Source organism: Wolbachia endosymbiont of Rhagoletis cingulata (assembly GCF_048537655.1).
Taxonomy (GTDB): Bacteria; Pseudomonadota; Alphaproteobacteria; order Rickettsiales; family Anaplasmataceae; genus Wolbachia; species Wolbachia pipientis.
Genome location: NZ_CP175927.1, coordinates 838,998 through 862,812 on the forward strand (window position 1 = coordinate 838,998; position 23,815 = coordinate 862,812).

At 37.0% G+C, this 23,815-nt stretch carries 24 protein-coding genes, 2 tRNA genes and 2 pseudogenes; 9 read left to right on the forward strand and 19 right to left on the reverse strand.

Annotation, left to right across the window (positions count from 1 at the left end):
• Window positions 1–5 precede the first annotated feature (5 nt).
• From ACJZL3_RS03935 to rpsB, 5 genes are read right to left on the reverse strand one after another with little or no spacing between them, the layout of a single operon-like run.
• The gene (locus tag ACJZL3_RS03935) at window positions 6–269 is read right to left on the reverse strand and encodes a hypothetical protein (RefSeq protein ID WP_010962657.1); all 264 of its coding nucleotides are present in this window, start codon (window positions 267–269) and stop codon (window positions 6–8) included.
• 5 nt (window positions 270–274) lie between these two features.
• A complete protein-coding gene (gene frr, locus ACJZL3_RS03940) occupies window positions 275–832 on the reverse strand; it encodes a ribosome recycling factor (RefSeq protein WP_010962658.1) in 558 nt (185 codons plus the stop codon).
• A 7-nt stretch (window positions 833–839) separates the two neighbouring features.
• Window positions 840–1,577, reverse strand: coding sequence for a UMP kinase (gene pyrH / locus ACJZL3_RS03945; protein WP_369800793.1), 738 nt, complete (start codon window positions 1,575–1,577; stop codon window positions 840–842).
• Window positions 1,578–1,593: 16 nt separating this feature from the next.
• Window positions 1,594–2,454 carry a translation elongation factor Ts gene (gene tsf, locus ACJZL3_RS03950; protein WP_070356839.1) on the reverse strand — a complete coding sequence of 287 codons (861 nt, stop codon included), beginning with the start codon at window positions 2,452–2,454 and terminating at the stop codon, window positions 1,594–1,596.
• Window positions 2,435–3,283 carry a 30S ribosomal protein S2 gene (rpsB, locus tag ACJZL3_RS03955; RefSeq protein WP_010962661.1) on the reverse strand — a complete coding sequence of 283 codons (849 nt, stop codon included), beginning with the start codon at window positions 3,281–3,283 and terminating at the stop codon, window positions 2,435–2,437. Before rpsB ends, tsf begins: the two co-directional genes overlap by 20 nt.
• A gap of 191 nt (window positions 3,284–3,474) precedes the next feature.
• Between rpsB and ACJZL3_RS03960 the strand changes: the two genes are divergently transcribed.
• The 7 genes and pseudogenes from ACJZL3_RS03960 (at window position 3,475) to ACJZL3_RS03990 (ending at window position 9,433) form a co-directional block, all read left to right on the forward strand.
• A tRNA-Asp gene (locus ACJZL3_RS03960) sits at window positions 3,475–3,551 on the forward strand.
• A 137-nt stretch (window positions 3,552–3,688) separates the two neighbouring features.
• Window positions 3,689–4,060 carry a preprotein translocase subunit YajC gene (gene yajC / locus ACJZL3_RS03965; RefSeq protein WP_010081840.1) on the forward strand — a complete coding sequence of 124 codons (372 nt, stop codon included), beginning with the start codon at window positions 3,689–3,691 and terminating at the stop codon, window positions 4,058–4,060.
• Between the two features lie 80 nt (window positions 4,061–4,140).
• Window positions 4,141–5,961, forward strand: coding sequence for a glutamine--fructose-6-phosphate transaminase (isomerizing) (glmS, locus tag ACJZL3_RS03970; protein ID WP_010962662.1), 1,821 nt, complete (start codon window positions 4,141–4,143; stop codon window positions 5,959–5,961).
• Between the two features lie 307 nt (window positions 5,962–6,268).
• Window positions 6,269–6,514 (forward strand): annotated as a pseudogene (locus ACJZL3_RS03975) (PD-(D/E)XK nuclease family transposase); the annotation flags it as partial.
• Window positions 6,515–6,968: 454 nt separating this feature from the next.
• Window positions 6,969–7,112, forward strand: coding sequence for a hypothetical protein (locus tag ACJZL3_RS03980; RefSeq protein WP_173862902.1), 144 nt, complete (start codon window positions 6,969–6,971; stop codon window positions 7,110–7,112).
• Between the two features lie 37 nt (window positions 7,113–7,149).
• Window positions 7,150–8,697 carry a group II intron reverse transcriptase/maturase gene (gene ltrA, locus ACJZL3_RS03985; RefSeq protein ID WP_006280223.1) on the forward strand — a complete coding sequence of 516 codons (1,548 nt, stop codon included), beginning with the start codon at window positions 7,150–7,152 and terminating at the stop codon, window positions 8,695–8,697.
• Window positions 8,694–9,433 (forward strand): annotated as a pseudogene (locus ACJZL3_RS03990) (Rpn family recombination-promoting nuclease/putative transposase). The gene ltrA (ACJZL3_RS03985) and the pseudogene ACJZL3_RS03990 overlap by 4 nt, the downstream one beginning before the upstream one ends.
• Before the next feature lie 370 nt (window positions 9,434–9,803).
• On the opposite strand, the gene ACJZL3_RS03995 reads toward ACJZL3_RS03990, so the two are convergent.
• From ACJZL3_RS03995 to rpsD, 8 genes are all read right to left on the reverse strand, one after another.
• Window positions 9,804–10,919, reverse strand: a complete 1,116-nt coding sequence (locus tag ACJZL3_RS03995) for an FtsW/RodA/SpoVE family cell cycle protein (protein WP_010962558.1) — start codon at window positions 10,917–10,919, stop codon at window positions 9,804–9,806.
• Window positions 10,916–11,632, reverse strand: a complete 717-nt coding sequence (gene ubiE / locus ACJZL3_RS04000) for a bifunctional demethylmenaquinone methyltransferase/2-methoxy-6-polyprenyl-1,4-benzoquinol methylase UbiE (RefSeq protein ID WP_010962557.1) — start codon at window positions 11,630–11,632, stop codon at window positions 10,916–10,918. Before ubiE ends, ACJZL3_RS03995 begins: the two co-directional genes overlap by 4 nt.
• Before the next feature lie 53 nt (window positions 11,633–11,685).
• A complete protein-coding gene (gene lipA, locus ACJZL3_RS04005) occupies window positions 11,686–12,549 on the reverse strand; it encodes a lipoyl synthase (RefSeq protein WP_419198597.1) in 864 nt (287 codons plus the stop codon).
• Entirely contained in the window at window positions 12,542–12,856 is a 315-nt protein-coding gene (gene rpmB, locus ACJZL3_RS04010) for a 50S ribosomal protein L28 (protein ID WP_006279619.1), read from the reverse strand. Before rpmB ends, lipA begins: the two co-directional genes overlap by 8 nt.
• Window positions 12,857–12,893: 37 nt before the next feature.
• A complete protein-coding gene (locus tag ACJZL3_RS04015; RefSeq protein ID WP_419198598.1) occupies window positions 12,894–13,235 on the reverse strand; it encodes a DciA family protein in 342 nt (113 codons plus the stop codon).
• 446 nt (window positions 13,236–13,681) lie between these two features.
• Window positions 13,682–13,882 carry a Fe-S cluster assembly protein IscX gene (gene iscX / locus ACJZL3_RS04020; protein WP_010962556.1) on the reverse strand — a complete coding sequence of 67 codons (201 nt, stop codon included), beginning with the start codon at window positions 13,880–13,882 and terminating at the stop codon, window positions 13,682–13,684.
• 30 nt (window positions 13,883–13,912) lie between these two features.
• Window positions 13,913–13,999 (reverse strand) — tRNA-Leu (locus tag ACJZL3_RS04025).
• Window positions 14,000–14,008: 9 nt separating this feature from the next.
• Window positions 14,009–14,623 carry a 30S ribosomal protein S4 gene (rpsD, locus tag ACJZL3_RS04030; RefSeq protein ID WP_010962555.1) on the reverse strand — a complete coding sequence of 205 codons (615 nt, stop codon included), beginning with the start codon at window positions 14,621–14,623 and terminating at the stop codon, window positions 14,009–14,011.
• 113 nt (window positions 14,624–14,736) lie between these two features.
• Between rpsD and tkt the strand changes: the two genes are divergently transcribed.
• Window positions 14,737–16,809, forward strand: coding sequence for a transketolase (tkt, locus tag ACJZL3_RS04035; protein ID WP_419198599.1), 2,073 nt, complete (start codon window positions 14,737–14,739; stop codon window positions 16,807–16,809).
• Window positions 16,810–16,826: 17 nt separating this feature from the next.
• Window positions 16,827–17,033, forward strand: coding sequence for a hypothetical protein (locus ACJZL3_RS04040; RefSeq protein WP_138264940.1), 207 nt, complete (start codon window positions 16,827–16,829; stop codon window positions 17,031–17,033).
• 25 nt (window positions 17,034–17,058) lie between these two features.
• Here the strand turns inward: ACJZL3_RS04040 and ACJZL3_RS04045 are convergent, their stop codons facing one another.
• From ACJZL3_RS04045 to ACJZL3_RS04070, 6 genes are all read right to left on the reverse strand, one after another.
• Window positions 17,059–18,123: an ankyrin repeat domain-containing protein gene (locus ACJZL3_RS04045; RefSeq protein WP_419198600.1), complete on the reverse strand. Its 1,065-nt coding sequence runs from the start codon at window positions 18,121–18,123 to the stop codon at window positions 17,059–17,061.
• A 49-nt stretch (window positions 18,124–18,172) separates the two neighbouring features.
• Entirely contained in the window at window positions 18,173–19,420 is a 1,248-nt protein-coding gene (ltrA, locus tag ACJZL3_RS04050) for a group II intron reverse transcriptase/maturase (RefSeq protein WP_419198601.1), read from the reverse strand.
• 43 nt (window positions 19,421–19,463) lie between these two features.
• Complete coding sequence (locus tag ACJZL3_RS04055; protein ID WP_419198602.1) at window positions 19,464–19,586, reverse strand: hypothetical protein; 123 nt, start codon at window positions 19,584–19,586, stop codon at window positions 19,464–19,466.
• Window positions 19,587–19,954: 368 nt separating this feature from the next.
• Window positions 19,955–21,286 (reverse strand): ankyrin repeat domain-containing protein, encoded by a 1,332-nt coding sequence (locus ACJZL3_RS04060; RefSeq protein ID WP_419198603.1) that lies wholly within the window; start codon window positions 21,284–21,286, stop codon window positions 19,955–19,957.
• A gap of 133 nt (window positions 21,287–21,419) precedes the next feature.
• Window positions 21,420–22,583, reverse strand: a complete 1,164-nt coding sequence (locus ACJZL3_RS04065) for a multidrug effflux MFS transporter (protein WP_419198964.1) — start codon at window positions 22,581–22,583, stop codon at window positions 21,420–21,422.
• 394 nt (window positions 22,584–22,977) lie between these two features.
• The gene (locus ACJZL3_RS04070) at window positions 22,978–23,793 is read right to left on the reverse strand and encodes a hypothetical protein (protein WP_419198604.1); all 816 of its coding nucleotides are present in this window, start codon (window positions 23,791–23,793) and stop codon (window positions 22,978–22,980) included.
• Between the last annotated feature and the right edge of the window lie 22 nt (window positions 23,794–23,815).

Below are 23,815 nucleotides of genomic sequence, written 5' to 3' on the forward strand. Positions count from 1 at the left end.
TAAATTTAACCTAATTTTGACTTGAGTGAAATTTTTTGGATTTCAATGGACACCTGGAAGGTGTCAGCTACTTGCATGACAGGAAGAGAGTTACTGTAGTGACACCAATAGTTGATACTTGAATGCAAAATTGGTGTCATCCCAGTGCTCCGACACTGGGATCCAGGAAATTTGATTTCAAACAAGTGCATCAGATAGTTGTATAGTAAAGACTGGATTCCAGTGTCAAACACTGGAATGACATCATTTGCTATGTAAGCTTTCTCCATATCATTTAGTGATTCAGTATATCCTTTTCTTTGATGGACAATTCACCATCAATCTTTTTTATATTATCATCAGTAATATTTTGTATTTCCTTCTTAGCACCATGAAAATCATCTTCTGAGATTTCTTTATTTTCCTTCATTTTTTCTGTTTCTTCCATAATATCTCTACGTATATTTCTAATGGCAATCCGTGCATTTTCAGCAAACTGATGCAATAATTTCACTAATTTTTCACGGGTTTCTTGTGTCAAGTCCGGAAGAGCTATACGTATGGTGCTACCCTCGACAACAGGATTTAAATTCAGGTTAGCATTTAATATAGCGTTTTTCACTTCACCTACAACACTAATGTCCCAAACTTTAATTGATAGGGTTTTGTTATCTATAACCGAAACGCCTGCAACTTGATTTAACTTTTGATGCCCACCATAGATGTTTACAACTATACCATCAAGCAAAGATGCACTAGCTCTACCAGTGCGTACGCCTTTAATATCATCATGAAAGGACTGAATAGTTTTTAGCATTCTTTCTTTTGTTTTAGCTTTTATTTCATTTAACATAAATTACCTACTGTTTACAATCTGAAACTATAGTATAAGTACCTTGACCCTTAATAATATTGACTATTTTTTCTCCCTTCAAAGAAAAAACTATAATTGGAATAGAATTCTCACGAGCAAGTGAAATTGCTGATGCATCCATAACTTTTAAATCACGAGTCAATAAATCCGTGTAAGAAAGCCTATCATACATTACAGCATCCTCATTTTTTTTCGGATCAGCGGAGTATACACCATTTACTTGCGTACCCTTTAGAATAACATCACAATTCATTTCAACAGCACGTAAGGCTGCAGCTGTATCTGTAGTAAAAAATGGGTTGCCTGTGCCTGCTGCAAAAATTACCACTCTACCTTTTTCTAAATGACGAATAGCTTTCCTTCTGATGTAAGGTTCGCATACAGTGGCCATGGGTATTGCAGATAATACCCTAGAAGCTACTAAATTTTTTTCTAAAAAGTTTTGTAAAATTAAAGCATTGATTATAGTTGCAAGCATTCCAATATAATCACTGCTTGCTCTTTCACAACCACTTAAAGACGCAGATGTGCCACGAAAGATATTACCACCACCAACAACAATACATACCTGAACTCCAAGATTACAAACTTCAACTATGCCTTTAGATAACTCACCTATAGTCTCCATATCGTGACCAAATTGCTTTGATCCCATCAAAGCCTCACCAGAGATTTTAAATAACACCCTGGAATATTTTATTTCGCTTTTTTCATTTGTTGAAATAAACATTTTTTGCTATTTAATCTGCATCACCCAAAACAAGTAACTTGTAATTAGAGAGTTTAACAGCACTCAACTCGCTTGATTTTATAAAATCAGAAATCTTCATCTTATCATCCTTTATAAATTTTTGCTCCAGTAAAACAACTTCTTCATAGTACTTAGCCATTCGTCCATCTACTATTTTTTTTGCTACTTCTTCAGGTTTATTTAAGCTCCTCACTTGCTCTTCAATTATAGAACGTTCGTTGTTCAACTTCATTTGATCTAAATCATCTATAGACAAAGCTTCAGGCTTCATAGCAACTACATGCATAGCTATTTGTTTCCCAATCTCTTGTAGCTTCGCCTTATCACCAGATGATTGCAATGCAATTAAAGCACCAATCTTACCTAAGCCACACACATCACCATGTACGTAGCCAGCAATAACTCCATCCTTAGCTTCTAAGTAACAAAGCTTGCTTAACTCTAGCTTCTCACCAAGAACTGACGTACCATTCATAATAGCTTCCTGCACTGTGCCAATGCTTTCATACTTGGCATTTTTTAACTCATCAACGCTAGTACAGCGTTCTTGATGAGCAATTGATGCTAAATTTAAAACTAACTCTATAAATTTCTCATTCCTTGCGACAAAATCGGTTTCGCAATTGAGTTCAATCAATACACCACAATTTTCAGTCAAACACATAGCAACGAGCCCATCTGAAGCTACTCTATCAGATTTTTTGTCAGCTTTAGCAAGACCTATTGTACGTAACTTATCAACGGCTTTCTTAATGTCACCATCACATTCTTCTAATGCTTTTTTACAGTCACTTAAGCCAAGCCCTGTTCTATCACGTAATTCTCTTATATCATCTGGATTCATCTTCATTTGTTACTACCTCCCTTTCTTCTTCTTTGTAAACTTTACTACGTCTCCTTTTAGTTTGCACAATACCATCTTCTTTTTCTTGAATAAACTCATCACCCCTTATATCATCAATCTTAACTCCAGATTTTGCTAGACTAGACTCTATTCCAGCTAATATAGAGTCGGTAGCTAATTTACAATAGAGCTCTATTGATTTTCTTGAGTCATCATTTCCAGGTATTAGATAAGTAATACCATCTGGATCAGAATTAGTATCAAGTATTGCAACTATTGGAATTCCTAACTTCTTAGCCTCCTTAACCGCTATATGCTCTTTATTAGTATCAATGATGAATAAGATATCAGGAATTGCTCCCATTTCTCTAATACCGCCAAGCGCCTTATCAAGCTTTTGCTTTTTCTTTTCAATGTTTCCCAATTCTTTCTTTGTTAAAATGCTATCCTCGTCATTTAATATTTTCTCATATTGCATCAAGGTTTTTATCGAAGAAGAAACAGTGCCCCAATTAGTAAGCATACCACCAAGCCAACGATGATTCACATAATATTGACCACAACGAATCGCTTCACTTGCAATAATATCAAAAGCTTGAAACTTTGTACCAACAAATAGAATGCGACCACCTTGAAATGCAACGTCATATAAAGCCTTCATGGCCACCTGTAGCAATGGTAGTGTTTTTCGCAAATCAATTATATGTATACGATTTTCTTGATGCACTCCATATATGTATGGAGCCATTTTTGCGTTCCAGCGACTAATTTTGTGACCAAAATGTACACCAGATTCAGCTAAATCACGCACAGTGACTTTAGGCAAATTTGTCATATATCATTCCTCCAAATAGTTTATCTTCCATGGCATAACCCTAATGGGACTACTTGTACAAGCCATGTGTGAAATTAAATTATTTACATAGTAATAGAAAAGACAGCAAAGCGCAAACAAAAAATATTGACAAAGGGCAACATGTTTATTAGCTTTAAAGTTGAAGCCCGAAAATGCTAAAAAGAAATTAGGGGGGTGTAGCTCAGTTGGTTAGAGCGCATGCCTGTCACGCATGAGGTCGTGAGTTCAAGTCTCATCACTCCCGCCATGTTAGTTTTAGCATAACTTAGAATTCGCAGTATTATTGCCGGTATTGAGAAACGCCTTCACCAAACTTGACATGGCATGGTATTGTAATTAATACTTAAATAGGTTTGTTTTTATCATTAACAATTAGGATTAAATATGCTCATTTCTGAAGTTTTTGCAGCAGATGCAACTAGCAATACATCAAGTATCGGCGCATCTTTTGCTAGTTTTATTCCACTGATTTTAATATTTGTGGTATTTTATTTTCTCATTATTCGCCCGCAACAAAAAAAACTAAAAGAACATAGAAAGATGATAGATCAAATAAAACGTGGTGATACAGTCATTACTTCTGGTGGAATAATAGGTGAAGTTAATAAAGTTGATGAGGCAAATGCACAATTTATAATAGAAATAGCACCAAAAGTTGAGATAAAAGTTCTAAAGTCCGCTATATCTGAGGTTTTAAGCAAAGAAACTCAAAAAGTAGCAGCTAAACCAATTAAAAAGGTAAAATCGAAAGAATGATAAAAAGAATATAAATCAACCAGTAATAAAGGCAAAAATGCTTAACATGTTTAGAAAAAAGTTTGTTTGGTGATCCATTTGTGTGCGGAATATTTGGTGTAGTAAGTAGCGGTGATTCAGTAATACCAACCTTACTAACTGGGTTACAAAAATTGGAATATAGGGGATATGATTCCTCAGGTATAGCAATCATAAATAACGAAGGTAAGATAGAAGTCAAAAAATCAGAAGGTAAAGTCGAAAGGTTATGTGAAGTTGTTGATGACAGCAAGATGTCTCACAGTACAGTTGGTATAGCACATACTCGCTGGGCTACACATGGAGTCCCAGGCCTTAAAAATGCTCACCCCATTCGTACAAATAATGTTGTTGTTGCTCATAACGGCATAATTGAGAATTACAATCTGCTAAAAAAGGGTCTAGAAGAAAGGGGCATGTCATTCCATACTGACACTGACACAGAGATCATACCAAACATGCTAACCTTATATCTTGATGAAGGATTGTCGCCAATTGATTCTCTATTTAAGTGTTTAAACAACTTACATGGCTCATTTGCCTTGGTCTTATTATTTGCAGAATATCCAGACGCCTTATTTGTTGCGAAGAGAAATTTGCCTTTAGCAATAGGCTATAACTGTAACACAGTGTTTGCTGCATCTGACTCTAATGCTTTAAGTGCATTTGTGGAAAGAATATCGCATTTGGAAGATGATGACATTGCAGTGATAAAATCTAGTGGAGTTAGTATATACAACAATGGTACACAAGTTAAACGCAGTATAGAAAATAGTAGTCCAAGTGATTTTCTAATTAGCAAAAATGGTTACCCTAGCTTCATGTTAAAAGAGATTTTTGAGCAACCGCGTGCATTAAACAAAACAATAAATCAATTTTACAAGCAATATAAAGAGGTAATATTTGCTAACAAAAAATTGTTTTCTGAGCTGAGTTACATTACTATAGTTGGATGCGGGTCATCTTATTTTGCTGGGCTAATAGCAAAGTATTGGCTGGAAAATGTCGCTCAAGTTCGAGTATATCTAGAAATCTCATCAGAATTTAGGTATAGCAACGTCAAGCTGGAAGAAGGCAGCATTGGGTTATTTATCTCTCAATCTGGTGAAACTGCAGATACCATAGAAGCGCTGCGTTATGCAAAATCACAGAAGCAAACAATCATTAGTATAACTAATACATTTAGCAGCAGCATTGAAAAGATCTCAGATATTGTGTTACATACTCTTGCTGGGCCAGAAATTGGTGTTGCTTCAACAAAAACCTTTTCTGCGCAACTTGCAACTTTAGCATGCTTTGCCGTGGAGCTTGGAAAAATAAAAGGTGTACTGGGTGGAGAGAGAATAAAACAGCTAAGCAACGCTATTAACTCTATTCCCGAGTATGTTGAGCACGTTTTGAATGTGATGAAAATACAACATATATCGGACAGTATATTAGAACACAATAACGTTATTTTAATCGGCAGAGGAAGTTCATACGGAGTTGCAATGGAAGGCGCATTGAAAATAAAAGAGCTTTCATATATCAATACAACTGGTATTGCAGCGGGAGAAATGAAGCATGGTTCTATTGCTTTAATAGACTCTACTGTGCTTGTTATAGCAATTATCCCTTATGATGATTTATTCTTTAAAACGCTATCTAATATACAAGAGATTATTGCAAGAAAAGGCAAAGTAATTGCCTTCAGTGATAAACAAGGAGCGCCATTCCTAAGGGGAGTTTGCGCAGATGTGGTGCAACTTCCAGACACTGATAATTTTATCTCTCCAATCATCTACAGTGTTGCTATGCAATTCCTTGCTTACTTTACTGCAGCAAAAAAAGGGTTAGATGCAGATTGTCCAAGAAATTTAGCTAAGTCTGTCACGGTTGAGTAGTCCATTTAAAGTTAAAGCTAAACTTCTAATTAAGGTGACCAGACTGCATTCTGTGATTTTTAGCAAAACACGATACACAATCGTCATTCCGCTACTTGTTAGCGGAATCTATGCCGAGATACCGCGGCGGTATGACGGTTCGCGGTGGTATGACGGTTAAGTAATTCGTCATCCCGCTGCTTGTTAGCGGGATCTAGAGATACCGCGGCGGTATGACGGTTCGCGGCGGCATAGCTATCTTCAAAAATATGGTTGAATAATTGTTAATAATAGTGTATAATTATTAATATTTTTAAGCACTTTGGCTATGGCTTTATCTAAGTTTCTCGACCCTAAGCTGGATTTAACCTTCAAAAAAATATTTGGCACTGAAAAAAATAAGAATATTCTCATACATTTTTTGAATGATATTTTAGGGTTTACCGAGATAAATACTATACAAGAAGTGGAATTCCTCAGTACTATAATGGATCCTGAAATTGCCTCTGATAAGCAAAGTATAGTTGATGTTCTTTGCAGGGACTCTAGTGGGGCTAGGTATGTGATTGAAATGGTGCGACCTGAAAGCCTTCGGTCATATTGTTTAAAAGGAGAGGAATTCATTCAGAAAGAAACTGAAAGGATTCTAAAGCTTATTGAACCAGATGTTTTGCCATCTGAGTCTACGCATCAGTGCGAATTGGGTAACCAGTTGGTGCCGAGCGACGCGGACAATGAACCTCCTCTTGATAAAGAAGATGCTCAATCGTGAGAGAAAGCATAAACTACAAGCATCATGTGGTTGGAGGGCTAGGCTTAGTGGTATGGTGAACGTAAGTGAAGCTTCATAAGTATCGTAACGATTAAAGAGCTAAAGATGCTGATAAGCTCCGACCAAAAGGTAATGTGGATGAGTTACATTTTTCATTTCTGGATGTACGCAAATAATAATTCCACCGGTATAGAGAAGCCACCTAACCCACTATTGTATGACAAAAGGAACAGGATAAGCCTGTATTTTCGCCTATATGGCAGGCAACCCGCAAGGAATGCTGATGGATGTGCAGGTAAAGGATAATGGAGAAAGCGAATGCCATTTTGTAACGAAATGGATAGAATTTGTAACATTAATTCGCGTGAAAACGAGCAGACTTCCATTTGGTCCCTCATGACAAGAAACTTTGTTAACCACTTAAGGTAGGAAAGCAGATGATTACAAGTACAACTGTAAGTGCACCTACCAATAACTCCGAAGCATGGAACCAGTTACCCTGGAAGAAATGCCAAAAAGTTGTTATGAGGCTACAGAGGCGTATTGTTAAGGCTGTCCAACAAGGCAGATGGGGTAAGGTGAAAACTTTACAACACCTTCTCACACGCTCTTTTAGCGGCAAAGCTTTGGCGGTTAAGAGAGTAACTGAAAACCAAGGAAAAAACACAGCAGGTGTAGATCGTCAAATATGGTCAACTTGCAACACAAAATTTCAAGGAATAAAGCTATTAAAACAAAGAGGATACAAACCTTCTCCGCTAAAACGGATATACATCAGTAAGTCTAATGGCAAAAGAAGACCTCTTGGAATCCCTACGATAAAAGATAGAGCCATGCAAGCATTATACTTGTTTGCTTTGGAACCGATAGCTGAAACGATCAGTGATCGTCACTCTTATGGTTTTAGACCAAAAAGATCCTGCGCAGACGCTACTGTGGCTTGTCACTTGTTACTGGCAAGCCGTAACCAACTACAATGGATACTCGAAGGTGATATTAAAGGGTGTTTTGATAACATTAACCATGAATGGCTCATGAAGCATATTCCTATGGAGAAGAAAATTCTTCATAGCTGGTTAAAAGCTGGCTTCCTAGAATCAAAAACTCTGTATTCCACAACTGCAGGTACCCCACAAGGTAGTATCATCTCTCCAATACTAGCAAATCTAGCCCTAAATGGACTTGAAAAATCATTGGAAAGTCAATTTGGTAAACTTGGCAGTAAAAGAAGAAGCAAAATCAGAAGTGGAGTAAATGTAATCAGGTACGCAGATGACTTTATCATTTCAGGAATCACACGTGAAGTACTGGAAAATGAAGTAAAACCTCTAGTATCGTCCTTTCTTCAGGAGAGAGGTCTTATCCTTTCCGAAGAGAAAACAAAAATTACATCTATTACAACAGGGTTTGACTTTCTTGGTTGTAATGTACGCAGGTATAATAAGAAGTTAATTATAAAACCTTCAAAAGAAAGTATTAAGAAACTTCTTAATAAAGCACGTACATTGATAAAGGCAAACATAGCGAACACTCAGGCCGTACTAATCAAGTTGCTCAATTCCCTATTAAGGGGATGGGGAAATTACTACAGCCATGTGTGTGCGAAAAGAGCTTTTAACAAAATAGACCATGAAATTATGTGTGCTCTATGGAAATGGGCAAAGAAAAGACATCCTCGTAAAGGATTACGTTGGATAAAGAATCGTTACTTCAAGGTAATGAAACAACGCCAATGGGTCTTTGCTGCACCCATATGCAAGAACAAACCGAAAGAGATAAGGTATTTAAGACTGCTTAGGTTGATTGATATACCTATCAGACGACATGTTAAAATCAGGGCGGATGCAAATCCACTTGACTTAAAATGGAAAAAGTATTTTGATGAAAGAGTGAAACAAACAAAAATGTTAGCAAGCTCTTTCTCAAGAGAAGGTTCTCTACTGTTGGTGTCACCATTAAGAATGATGTTTTCTGAGGAATCATGAAGGACAAGCCGGTTCGAGAAAAGAAGGACTTAGATAAGGGGCTCAAGCGTAGTGTGGGGAAACCTGCATGCTGCGTTTCTAAGGGAGGGAGTAGTAGCAATACTACTTCCTTACCTAACCAGCTCGCTCGTGATAAAGGCTTTGAAAAACGCGCACAACTTTATGCTGCTAAGGCTTACTCAAGACAAGCTGATAAATCTGGTAAATACGTTGATTTAAAGAAGATTTTCTTTATCGCGATTTCAAATTGTACCTTATTCCCTGATAAGCTTGACTATATATCTAGCCATACCATAAGAGATGAAAAAACCAATGAGCATGACTTAAAAGATTTTCAATTTATCTTCATAGAGCTGCCAAAATTTCCTAAGAGTAGAGAAGAACAACTAGAAAGTGTAGTAGACCGTTGGCTATTTTTTTCAAATATGCAGATGAAACAACGGACGAAGATCTCAGAAAAATTGCGGAAAAATCACCAATAATAAAGCTAGCATATGATGAATTAGATAAGTTTCACTGGAATGAAAAAGATCTAATAACTTATGAAGAAAGAATAATGGATCTGCGCAAAGAAGAAGCCATTCTTGAATACAGACTTGATCTTGCTAAAGAGGAAGGTAGAAAAGAGAGGGAAATTGAAGTCGCAAAGAATCTACTTAAAGCAGGTGTTTCTTTTAATATTATAGCTCAAACTACTGGTCTTTCTATGAGTGAGATCAAAGAATTGCAGAATTAAGTGTGAATGGTTACGAAAAATATAAGTTTTTGCGATAAACGACATAGTGATGTATTTGTTGTTCAGCATGTCAGTGGAATATTTTCTGGTATCTGTTCAGATGCATGGCTAATGCTGAAACAAAAATTCCAGTGCTCCTTTTTTTGTCATCCCAGTCTGGGATCCAGATTGGGCACTAAGTTGGTAAACACGAAAGCGCTTTACAACGTTTTTGATGGAACTGTGCAAAAGGACTGGATACCAGTGTCAGCTACTTGCATGACACCCATTTGTTCCTATAGTTGCTTTTCTCGTCTACCTTATTTTGCCACTCATCTGAACAGATACCCATTTTGGAGGGATACCAATAATAGTTGTGAGCGGTACAAGTTTAGTCCATATACCTTCCAAGCATAACACGCTCACGAAACTTTAATGCGATAGCTTGGTTTCTACTGAAAGACAGCATTATGCCAAGTGCGATGCTCGAAGATAAAAGAGAAGAACCACCATAGCTAAGTAACGGCAGGGTTATGCCGGTGGTAGGAAAAACACTCAATGTTACCCCTATGTTTATTATGAATTGTGTGATGAATTGCATTGAGATACCGAGAATCACCAACAGATTAAATAATTCATTTTCCCTATATGCAATGTAAAGCAAGCGGGCGGAAATGATGCCAAATAACATCAATGTGGCTAAGCACGTAATCAAACCAAATTCTTCTGCTAAAACAGAAAACACAAAATCTGTATGACAATCAGGAAGAGAGGCTTTTACGCTACCTTCACCAGGTCCAACTCCAGTTAATTGACCTCTTTTGAATGCTTCTAATGATTTTGTGACTTGAAAGTTATCGCGCTGCGTAAAAAAGACAAAATTGTAAATCCTTTGCTTTATATGTGGGAGGCATAAGTAAGCTATTGTAGTTCCAGTTGTGGCCATTCCTATTATGCATAGAAAGTATAAAAATGGTATACATGCAATAAACATTTGACCGATAAAAGAATATGTTAAAAGCATAGACATACTGAAATCAGGTTGCAAAAGTAACAACACAAAAACTAACAGAAATATTATGATTGATATGTGTATTTTAAACTTCATTTCGCTGGCCAAGATACTAGCTATAACAACAGAAAAAAATGGCCTTACGAACTCAGATGGTTGAACAGAAATTTTGACAATATGTAACCATCGTTTCGCACCTTTTACCTCTATACCAAGTATTATCGCAGTTGCTACTAGAATAGTAAATAAAGCGAAACCTGCGAATGAGAGGTTAAGTATAGTTCTTGTGTTGAGAAAAGAAAATGTCACCAAGGTAATTAGTGACAGGACTATATAAATTGTATGGCGCCGTATAAAATAATCCTGTGGTAGAGAAAGACGCTGCGCAATTACAGGGCTTGCTGAATAAACAAGAATGAAGCTTATAGTGAGCAAAAAAAACACTGGAAGGATGAGATAATAATCCAGCGTTCTATACCAGAGTTTAATATTCATTTTGTTCCAATGTGTAATGCCACTATTCCATAGCTCATATTATGAAACTCAACATTCTTAAAGCCTACCTCTTCAATTTCCATTTTAAAATCAGCCTGAGTTGGAAACTCTCTAATGCTCCTCACTAAATATTCATAAGAACTCTTGTCTTTAGCAACTATGCTGCCAATTTTAGGAATTACTTTAAATGAATATAAGTCATAAAGTTTGGTAAATATCTCATTTTGATAGTGCATAGGGGCAAATTCTAAGCAGATAAATTTCCCATGTGGTTTTAATACCCTGTGCGCCTCATTTAAAGCCTTCTTGCGGTCAGAAACATTTCGAATGCCAAAAGCTATTGTGCAATAATCAAATTCGGAGTCTTCAAATGGTAAACTTTCTGCACTTGCACATACCCAATCAAAATTAATTTGGTTTGAATTTATAGCTTTATCACGTCCTCTGTTTAGCATGTTTTGATTTATATCGCATACTGTAACCTTAGCACTTGGCTCTTTTCTTACTACTCTTATTGCTATATCTCCAGTTCCTCCAGCAACATCTAAAACCTTAGAGTTTTTTGTAAAATGCACACTATTTACCATCTTATCTTTCCATAATCTGTGCATTCCGAGGCTCATTATATCATTCATGGTGTCGTAGCGACTTGCCACGGAATCGAATACCTCTTTAACTAATTGTGATTTCTTCTCGATTTTTATAGTAGACATTACGTAAAAACTCCTTTATAATTAGTAAAAATTAATTTGAATTAACACAAATGTCAACGACAGGCCTTGAGCCTGTTAAAATCTTCTTCAGCGTGGTATGATGACCGAGTTAGTGGGCTTGATGCAACCACTAAGAAACCTTTGGAGTAAGCAATGTATTTATAATGCTCAAACTCTTCTGGGGTAACATACCTATCAAGTTTTGCATGTTTTGGAGTTGGTTGTAGATATTGACCAATTGTAATAAAATCAACCTCAGCACTGCGCAAATCGTCCATAACCTGAAGTATTTCCTCTTTTGTTTCTCCAAGACCAACCATAAGCCCTGACTTTGTGAAAACTTTAGGATTAATCTGCTTTACCATCTTCAACAAATATAGTGAATGAAAATAGCGAGCTCGTGGTCTTATTTTTGCATACAATCTCGGCACTGTTTCAATATTGTGGTTATAGACATCAGGTGATGCAACAGCGATTGCTTCAAATGCTCCTTTCTTATTTAAAAAATCAGGAGTTAAAATCTCTATTGTTGTTTCTGAAGTTATCTTTCTAATTTCTTCTATGCACTGTATAAACTGATTTGCGCCACCATCTGGCAAATCATCACGATCAACGGAAGTAATGACAACATGTTTTAAGTTTAACTTTTTTATTGCTTTTGCTAAATTTTCTGGTTCATGAGGATCTAGTTTATCAGGAATGCCAGTTGCAACGTTGCAAAATGCACAAGCACGAGTGCAAACAGAACCGAGAATCATCACAGTAGCATGACGTTTATTCCAACATTCACCAATGTTTGGACATGCAGCCTCTTCGCACACTGTATGCAAGTTATGCAGTTTAACGATGTTTAAGGTCTCATTGAATACTTCACCGGTCGGAGCTTTTACTCTGAGCCATTGAGGTTTGCTATGCATCTGAAACTGCTAACTCTACCTCTTGCTTTACTAAAACTTTTTTCAACCTTCTTTTTATCTTCTGCGCTTTCTCACTTAGTTTAATCGTTCTTGTGTTGAGCAAAAAAGCATCTAAATCACCTTTGTAATCTATAGTTCTCAAAGTTCTTGTTGCCACACGAAATCTAAACTTTTTATTCAATATATCACTTGTCAACGTAACCTTATGTAAATTTAAAAGAAAGGTACGCTTTGTTTTACGATTCGAATGTGATACCTTATTACCAAAAGATTTTTTTCTATTTGTTAATTCACAAACTCTACTCACTTCAATATACCAAATTATTCTATGTACTTAGATTACCTTATATAGTCAAATAGTCAATACTCTCTTGCTTAATTTTTATACCATATACTGCTTTATAACCAAAAAATATCGTAATTTTTTCTATTATAAGAGAAATCATATGCTGAATTTCCAATGCTTTGCTGCCATTTGTTACTACCAGATGCAACACACCCGAATTTATATTCTGTGCATATGAGATCTTTTTCGGTTTTGTACACTCTGCTATTTCTTTCCCTACTATATTTCGCCAGTGTAAAATAAGACGTATTTCATTTTTACTAATCTTATTTTTCATGCATTTTAATGCATAGTTTTCAATTATAGACTTTAATTTTTTTGGACCGCTACGTTTGAGCATTTTTCTGTTTTTTTAGTAAGTAGATAATATAAAAGTATACATATAACTTGAGATTTTGTCATTACTGCTACATGTTTGTGAGATACCGTGACGGTATGACCATAATCGTCACTCCGCAACGCATATTGCATAGTCGTCATTCCGCGGCGTGTTCGCGGAATCTAGCTCTGGTCACGCTACTTAGATGACAACCTTCTAACTGCTTTACAAAGGCTCTACCCTCTGGCTTCACACCGTAAAAGCAGTATTTTTATGCAAAACTTATCTCAACGTAGCACTTGTCAAGATCGTTCCATTCAAAAATTTTTGTTTTGCCTCATAATTAACCTTATAGCTGTTTTAATTGTAATTGGTTAAATTATTATTAACTTGCCAGGCTAGATCCAAAAAATAGCATAATCAATATGCAAATTGCAATAGAAATCACGTTTGCGTATGGTTTATTGCTATGCAGTTAATCTTTCCTCAATCCAAGCTGCTTGAATAGCTTCGAGTATTTTTTCGTTACAGCGTTTTTCATCATCATCAAATTCCTCTAAACTCAATACCTTTTTTTTAAGCTCAGTGAATCTAATACTAATTATATTCTCATCTGGAAATTTTTCTTCCAGAGCTTCTACAATATCTTCTATATCAAGCCATTTCATACTTTTTTGTATTTATCTGCTAAGTTAAATTGGTGCCCATGGGGAGACTTGAACTCCCAAGGTCGCAAAACCCACGGATTTTAAGTCCGCTGCGTCTACCGATTCCGCCACACGGGCTTTTTTTATCTATCTAGAGTAAAACTCTACTACTAAATTGACTTCCATGTCTGCTGAATAAGGAACCTCAGAATATTGAGGTGACCTCAAATACTTCACTGAATGCTCTTTACTATCTGCTTCTAAATAATCCGGAGCCTTGCGCTCTTGTTTTTGTTCAGCCTCTACTACTACAGGGATTTTTGCTGCCCTTTCTCTTATTTTTATTATATCACCTGGCTTCACTCGATAACTCGATATGTTAACCACCTTATCATTAACTGTAACGTGCTTGTGAGATATGAGCTGCTTTGCTGAGTAAATTGTTGGAACAAGACCAGAGTGGTATAAAACAGAACTTAATCTCGATTCTAAGATACCGATAAAATTATCAGCCGTATAACCCTTTCTGTTATAAGCATCTAAAAATGTACGTCTGAGCTGCTTACTTGAAATCGCATAGTAAAACTTAAATTTCTTATGCGCAGCAAACTGCTTACCAAAGTCGGATAACTTCTTGAATCCAAGAATACCATGTTGACCTGGAGGGTATTTCCTTTTGTTTACTGGGTCTTTAGCTCTACCCCATAAATTTACACCAAGTCTACGGCTAATCCTATACTTTCTAGTGATAACAGTTGTCATATAAAAACTCTCACGATTTAACTTTAGATTATTAAGGATTTTAGCACTCAGTGTCAACTTGTTTTTGCTGATATAATCTTTTATACTTCATTTTTAAGTTTTTCTATTAACACATGAATCATTCACATTTAAAATCTATGGCAAACGCCATCCGTTTTTTATCAATTGATGCAGTACAAAAAGCAAACTCTGGACACCCAGGTATGCCACTTGGCATGGCAGATGTTGCAACTGTTTTGTTTGCTAAATATCTGAATCATAATCCTGATGATTCTAAATGGTTCAATAGAGATCGCTTTGTTTTATCAAACGGTCATGGGTCAATGTTACTATACTCAATATTATATTTGACAGGTTATATTAGCGTAGATGAGCTAAAAAACTTCAGACAAATGGGATCCAAGACCCCAGGTCATCCAGAGTTCGGCTTGACTTCCGGGGTAGAGGCAACAACAGGCCCGCTCGGTCAGGGGTTTGCCGCTGCTGTTGGCATGGCACTTGCTGAATCGATACTTGAAAAGCAGTTTAGAATCAATCACTACACTTATGTGATGCTAGGGGATGGCTGTCTTATGGAAGGAATAAGCCATGAAGCAGCATCACTTGCTGGGCATCTTAAATTGAATAAGCTTATAGCTCTTTTTGATGATAATGATATTTCTATAGATGGCGCTACTTGCCTTTCCTGTTCTGACGATGTAGAGAAACGCTTCTTAGCGTATGGATGGAATGTTGACAAAATTGATGGCCATGATTTTGATGCCATATCCCTTGCAATAGAGCAAGCAAAAAAGTCTGATAAACCTACAATGATCTGCTGCAAAACTATTATCGGAAAATTTTCAAGCCGTGCTGGCACATCCTCTGCTCACAGTGGTGCTTTTTCGGAGGAAGACATAAAACAGATGAGAGAGAAATTAAACTGGAATTATGAACCATTCCATGTACCAGAAGATGTGAAAAATGCCTGGAAGAAAACTGTTGAGAGAGCAAAACAAAACTACACGATGTCATTCCAGCGCGTGACGCTGGAATCCAGGAAAGAAGAAAAAGAATGGATCCCAGTGTCAAGCACTGGGATGACAAGAGAGAGTACTGGGATGACAGAAGAGAATGCTGGGATGACAGGGTATCATGCAGAACTTCAAAGACGGTTAGATAAACATCTACCAGATAATATCGCTGGTGTTTTAGCTGACCTGAAGAAACAAATATGTGAGCTAATGCCAAACGAAGCTACTCGATCTTCTTTCGGCAGAGTAATGGAACTTTTAACTGAGTCTATGCCGGAATTAATCGGCGGTTCTGCTGATCTTACCGGGTCAAATTGCACTAAATATGAGCACATGCAGGTAATAAATAGCAATAATTATAGTGGCTCTTATGTCCACTATGGAGTGAGAGAGCACGCTATGGCAGCATGTATGAATGGTATGGCACTTCACGGCGCGATTCTTCCTTATGGCGGCACTTTTTTGGTATTTTCCGACTATTGTTGTCCTGCTATACGTCTTTCAGCTCTGATGAAGCAGCAGGTTATGTATGTCATGACTCACGACTCAATTGGAGTGGGAGAAGATGGCCCGACTCATCAGCCAATAGAGCATTTAGCCTCTTTGCGTGCTATACCAAATCTATATGTTTTTAGGCCAGCCGATGCAGTTGAAACTCTGGAGTGTGTTAGCATTGCACTCGAAAAGAAAGAATCTCCAGCACTGTTTGCGCTCTCAAGGCAAAACGTAAGTTACATGCGCAAGTTCTACTCTGATATCGATCAATCTGCTAATTTATCGAAGTTTGGTGCATATATTTTGTGTGAATGTTCAAAAGAATTAAAAGTGACGATATTTGCTACGGGGTCCGAGGTTGAAATTGCAGTTGAAGCAAGGGAGAAATTGCAGGAAAAGGGTATAGGTACAAGGATTGTTTCTATGCCATGCTGGAGGCTTTTTGACGAGCAAAGCGATGAATATAAAGCGGCAATATTAAATAATGACAGCATTAAAGTTGCAATTGAAGCCGGAAGTGAAATGGGTTGGCATAAATATATAGGTTCAAACGGTATATTTATTGGCATGAAAAGCTTCGGAGAATCAGCACCTTATAAAACACTCTATGAGCATTTTAATATCAGCGCAGATCATGTGGTAAAATGTGTGTGTGAGAAACTGGTTTACATTCAGTAGACTTCTTGCATAACCATATGAAAGCCCACTCTTCTTTGTCATCCCAGTACGTGACGTTATTTCCATCCAAGATGATGTCATTCCAGCACTTGACACTGGCATCTAGTTTTCTTTACAAATTCACCAAAAGTGCTTCATTCTATAACGCAAAACCCATACTCACCAAACCCAATGCATTACTTGCAATTAAGTTTCCTGGATCCCAGTGTCAAGCACTGGGATGACACCTTTTCCGGTAGAAGATCACTATCAAATCACATTGCTCTGGTCATTATGATCACCATTATTTTGTTCAACTGATTGATCGACCCCAGGTGAAGAAGAATCATCATAAGGTTGTGTGTCAGACTTTTCTTCGTCAGACCCAAACAACCATGAAAAAAAACCACCAAAAAATGATGCAATTAATGAAAAAGGCTTCATAAGTATACTAAACAAACTACCAAAAAAAGAGCTCGGCTGTTCTTCTGTTTGTGCAGGTTCTGTGGAAGCAACAGGACCTACATCGTTGTCTTGTACATCAGTTCCTTGTTCTGCACTGGTGGTGCTGGTTTTTTCCCCTTCTTTGCTATTATCTGATTGTAGTTCAGTATCATCACCTACTCGTTTTTCTTCCTCTTGACCCCCTTCACTATCTGTCGATGATCCACCCGCTGAACCATCATCAGATTTTTCTGCGGGTTGCAATAGAGTTTTTATTCCTTCATCAGTGGCTAATTTGAAAGGAGTGTTTCCATGTTTATCTTCTATATTAACATCGATTCCATCTTTTCCCAATAGGGCTTCTACTGCCTCTTTATGGCCCTTTACAACGGCCCAATGTAAAGGAGTCTGTTCTGCAAGTTTATCTTTTATATTAACATCGATTCCTTCTGCTCCCAGTAGAGCGTTCAATACATTTATATCTATGTTGTCCTTTTTAGCAGCCAAATGCAAAGGAGTCCTGTCATCTTTATCTTGTGCATTAACATTGATTTCTTTTGCTCCCAGTAGAGCGTTCAATACATTTATATCTATGTTGTCCTTTTTAAGAACAGAATGTAAAGGAGTATCTTTATTCTTATCTGCTAAATTAACATCAATTCCCTCTTTTCTAAGTAGAGCGTTCAATACATTTATATCTATGTTGCCCTTTTTAAGAACAGAATGTAAAGGAGTATCTTTATTCTTATCTGCTAAATTAACATCGATTCCATCTTTTCCCAATAGGGCTTCTACTACCTCTTCATGGCTATTTTTAGCAGCACAATGTAGAGGAGTCTTTCCATCTTGATCTGTTGCATTAAGGAGAGTAGACCAGTGGAACTTCCCCACCAGTCTCTCGCAAAACTGTACGTAAACCTCTTGATTTATACAGCTTCCATTATTCAGCCTTTTGGCCTAACCCTAGTGTCCAGTGATAGAAAATATCCGGAGACCTCTTTCTCACCTTTCCTAGAAATTGTCTTGCTAGTCTTCCGTGACTCCTGAGTCTCTTATATTTCCTTTTCACCCACTTTTCTAGATGCCGCTCTATATTCTTTAGAGATTTGTATACTTCAGTTCTGTAAAATTTGCCATAGTACTGATACCAGCCTCTGACTATTGGATTTACTTTTCCTGACATCTCCTCTAATGTTATATGCGTATTTCGTAGCATTTTCCATGACCTTATGGTTGTAGTAATCTTTTTCTTGGCCTTGTTGCTAATTGCTGGGAGAAATGAGACAAAATATTTCCCTATTTTATTTCTTGCTAACCTGGGTCTGAATGTGTAACCCAGAAAATCAAAACTTTGTTTAGGAAATCCACCACTCCTATTGTCATCCTTACAGTACACTATCTGTGTCTTTTCAGGATGTAATTTCAACTTATACTCAGCCAATCTTTCTTCGATCATTACTTTCACAAACTCTGCCTGTTTCTCTGTTCTGCAGTGCACTATCGCATCATCCACATACCTCTCAAATGGTACCGTCGGGTAGTTCTTTTTCATCCATATATCAAACACATGATGCATGAATATATTAGAGATGATTGGGCTAACTGAACCTCCTTGCGGAACTCCTTTATCCCTAACTACCTTACTGCCATCTGCTTGCTGAATGGGGGCTTTCATCCACCTCTCAACATACAGTATGACCCATTTGCAGTCTGTGTGCTTTTTGATAGCTTGCAATGCCAAGCCGTGGTCCAAATTGTCGAAAAATCCAGATATATCAAGATCTATCGTCCAATCGTACCTCCAGCATCTTTTACGAGCTGTATCTACCGCATCCAGTGCAGACTTATTTGGTCTATAACCATATGAATCCTCATGAAATTTTGGTTCTACCAGCGGCTCTAGATACATAGCAGCAGCCGTTTGCCCTATCCTGTCGAATACTGAAGGAACACATAAAATTCTTTGCCCTCCTGTATCTTTTGGTATCGCAACAGCTTTTACCGGCTCTGGAAAATAACTTCCGGATGACATCCTATTCCATAGTTTGTACAGATTATCTTTTAGATTTTCTTCAACCTTTGTTATCGAAACCTCATCCACACCAGCAGCACCTTTATTTTTCGATACTTGTTTATAAGCTCTCCAAATAAGTTGCTTTGATATATCAAAAGACTTTGTTTTACTCATTAACTCCTCCCTTTCGGTTGATAAATCATTAAAACTAAATAACTCAGCCCCTTCTCTCGATTTCCATTACAGAAACTTCTTCACTACTACGAGCTGATCCGCCCCTGTTTTTCGCATCGGTACTCTCATCCTTAGAGTTTAGCTCCTTGGATTTCTCCCTTATCATCGAAACGACAGGTTCCCGTAGTTCCACACAATAGCCTGAAATGGATTCATGCCACCTTTATGCCGGACGCCATCTATCCAGTAAACAAGCTCCCGATAGATTTATCCCAGGTTACAAACGACCCCCTGGTTTTGACGTCATTTAAAAGGTTTCGACACTTCATCAGTGGTTCACTTTCGTTCATCTCTCTATTCCTTACATGACATATAATTATGCCTTTTCCATAACGCTCACTACCTTGGCTCTTTACCAAAGCAGCTTATGGTTGTTTGAAGCCTGCTCTTGTAAACCGGCTCCGAGGGACCTACCCTCATCTACTGTGCAGCTTTTGCACTTAGTTTGCTCTTACTTGAACATTCTTTGTATCTCTACGGCACACCACTTGCTCCTTGATTTATTAGATCGTTTACTGTATCGATATCACCTCTTCCAGCAGCCTTAAGTAATTCATCTGTGTTTTGTAATAGAGTTCGTATGTCTTGAGTAGTGGCTAAATCTAAAGGAGTGTCTCCATTTTCATCTTCTGCATCAACATTTGCCCCTTTGTCCAATAGAGCTTCTACTACCTCTTTATGGCCCTTTTCAGCAGCCCAATGTAGAGGAGTCTCTTTCTGCTGATTTGTTGCATTAACATCGATTCCTTTTACTTGCAGTAGGGCTTCTACTACCTCTTTATGGCCCCATACAGCAGCAATATGTAAAGGAGTCCTTTTCGACCAATCTGTTGCATTAACATTGATCCCTTTTACTTGCAGTAGGGCGTCTACTACATCTTTATGGCCCTTTTCAGCAGCCAAATGTAAAGGAGCCCTATCTCCATCTTGTGCATTAACATCGATTTCTTTTGCTCCCAGTAGAGCGTTCAATACATTTATGTCTATATTGCCCTTTTTAAGGACCAAATGTAAAGGAGTTTCGCCATATTCATCTTGTGCATTAACGTTGATTCCTTCTGCTCCCAGTAGAGCGTTCAATACATTTATATCTATGTTGTCCTTTTTAAGAACAGAATGTAAAGGAGTATCTTTCTTGTTATTTGGTAAATTAACATTGATTCCATCTTTTCCCAATAGGGCTTCTACTACCTCTTTATGGTTCTTTACAGCAGCTAAATGTAAAGGAGTTTCTTGCAACCAATCTGTTGCATTAACATTGATCCCATTTACTTTCAGTAGGGCTTCTACTACCTCTTTATGGCTCTCTACAGCAGCCCAATGTAAAGGAGTCTTTTGCGACCAATCTGTTGCATTAACATTGATTCCATTTACTTTCAGTAGGGCGTCTACTACCTCTTTATGGCCCTTTTCAGCAGCCCAATGTAGAGGAGTCTTGTTATCTTGATCTTTTACATTAACCTTTGCTCCTTCACTTATTAGACTGTTTACTTCCTGAATATTACCGCTTTTAGCAACCTCAAGTAATTTAGCTGTGCTTTGTAATAGAGTTTTTATTTCTTCGTCAGTAGTTAAAACTAAGGGAGTGTTTCCCTCTTCATCTTCTGCATTAACATTTGCCCCTTTGTCCAATAGAGCTTCTACTACCTCTTTATGGCCCCATACAGCAGCAATATGTAAAGGAGTCTCTCCTTTATCATTTTCTACCTTAACATCTGCTCCTTCACTTATTAGACGGTTTACTGCATCAATATCACCTCTTTCAACAGCCTTAAAAAAATTATCTCTACTTTGTGAACTACTCATCCTACACCTCTTTGTAAAACTATATTGTTATGATAAAGTCGTTAATAATCTATGAGCTCTCACCCCCTGTAAAATTATATTATCATGATAAAGTCATTAATAACCCATGAGCTCTGGATCACGCAAATAATGGTTATTCCCTGTGTTTTTCAGTACATTTGAGCTGGCTGTACATAAGAATCGCAATTGTAGAGCATGCTATTGTTAATAGTAAATTTGGTAAAATACCATAGCGAAAAAATTTTCCTACTATATATATTCCAATAGCCCCAAACATCATATTGCAGAATGAGAGGACTGCACTACCAAGCCCTATACCTTTGATCGTTTCTAAAGCAGAAGTTACGTTATTGCTTATTATTAATGCAAGTCCGATATTGGCTGGAATCCAAGCAGTTTGAAGAATGAATATATTCAACTTGTCCGCGAAATAAAAATATACCAATAAACTATCGGATATTATCGGTAACACCAAACCTATTATTAGCATTTTGCTAACCCCTACTTTTGGTACATACCTTCTATTAATTAAAGTTCCAATTATGTAGAATATGACTATGATCGATATGAGGTAGCCAAAATACTGTACTTCAATGCCCATCGATTCAAATATGAACGGGTAGTTAGCAATGTATGCCCAAAGCCACATGAAAGTTAATCCATGAATGGCTGAAAACCCAAGGAAACGATAATTTCTAAATATTGATATATATTGCTTGAAGATATTAGTAGTTATGTTAGTTATACTGGTTTCATTTTTATTTACAGTGAGTGTTTCTTGTAACTTAAAGTAGATAAAAATAAGTATAGCAATTGCCGCGAGTGACATAATAAAAAACAAAAATTTCCAATGATACCCATGTGAAATTATATAACTGCCCACCACTGGAGCTATTCCAGGTGAGAGTGCCACAACCATATTTAATTTTGAAATTACTCTCGAGTATTCACTACCCGAGTACATATCCCTTATTGCTGCATACCCAACAACACCTGCAACACCAGCTCCTGCCCCTTGTATGAAGCGAATTAGTATCAAGAGCATAATACTGTCGGCTATATAACACATGACACTTGCCAAAGTAAAAATTGTCATACCAATCAGCATCATTAGACGCCTACCATAATGGTCCGATAATGGACCATAAATTAAGCCAGATACCGCAAATCCAACTAGATTTAAGCTAATTGTAAGCTGCACTACACTGCCTTCTACTTTAAAATAATTGGCAATGCTTGGTAGTGCAACTGAGTATAGGTCAGTTGCCATATCGACAATTGCTACAGACAATATCATAATAAGAGAGATGATATTTTGCGAAAGAGCTGTTTTCACTTAATGATTTACTGGATTAAATATACTTAATTATAATGTATTTTTTTCATTAGTATATTAAATTAACTACTGAAATTAAGAGTAGCTATTCAAGAAAAAGCCTGTGAAGGCTCTATCCAGTAGGGCAGTGCCATGACTACTTGGATCTAGTTTCCATTATACAATTTCATCAAAGCAGTTTACTTACTTGCAATTAAGTTTCTGGATCCAAGTAGTCATGGCACTGGGATGACAGGAGAAGGAGGCTACTTAGATGACACCCTCCTAGTGGATTCAAATCACAATGTTCGTACAGTTATGTGCTTTGACACTGAAATCTTAAGCTAAAATCATGAAAAGCACGAATTTCAATATCTTACCTTTGATTATTCACTTTAAGCTTTAAGTCTTGAACAGAAGATGCATTTGCCTCACTTACTACCTTTAGTGGTTCACCAAGGCTATGTTCCACTTTTGTCTCAAATTTAAAGCCCAATTTTTCGCAAAGCTTCTGAAAATATTCAACAATAACATCAAACAAATTCTTACCACTTACTTTGTAGTTTTTTAGCTCTTTAGGAATGGTAAGAAGTACTTTACCATCTTCATATGTTACATTTTTATCTTCACATTTCAGTTTAAACTCCGCTGAACTGCAAAAACCTGGTGTTTCGATATATGTACAATCATCATAGTTAAGCATTTTTGTATATTTCATGCTAAAACTAAGCTTTATACAATTGGGTTCACGACAATCCATAATATACTCTCTTGTCATACAGTTGCTTTGCGTTGACAAATGAAAAGATCCAAAAGCTTGACTCATATCATTAGGAAGAAAATGAGTATATCCGCCCTGATAATAGTTATTTATTAACTCCTCAATAATAGAGTTATTGGGAATTGTTGCACCAACGTGTTTAAACATTTCTGTAAAAATTTGTCTGAGAAATGGACGATAATTCCCTTTTCCGTTTTCATCCCGTAGAATTAGATTTTTATGTTTTGAATACAGATTGTTAATAAATTCGTTAGTTATTTTTTGTCCGTTAATAGCAAGGCCGTGTGTTCTATTAAGATCCTTATATGTTCCCTCACCAGAAATTACTTCGTCCCAAGTGTTAGCTTTGAAATCAGCATATTTGAGCTTCTTCACTTCAGCTTTCAACGCATTGACCATTTCCTTTGACATGTTATATCTCTACCATTAATAC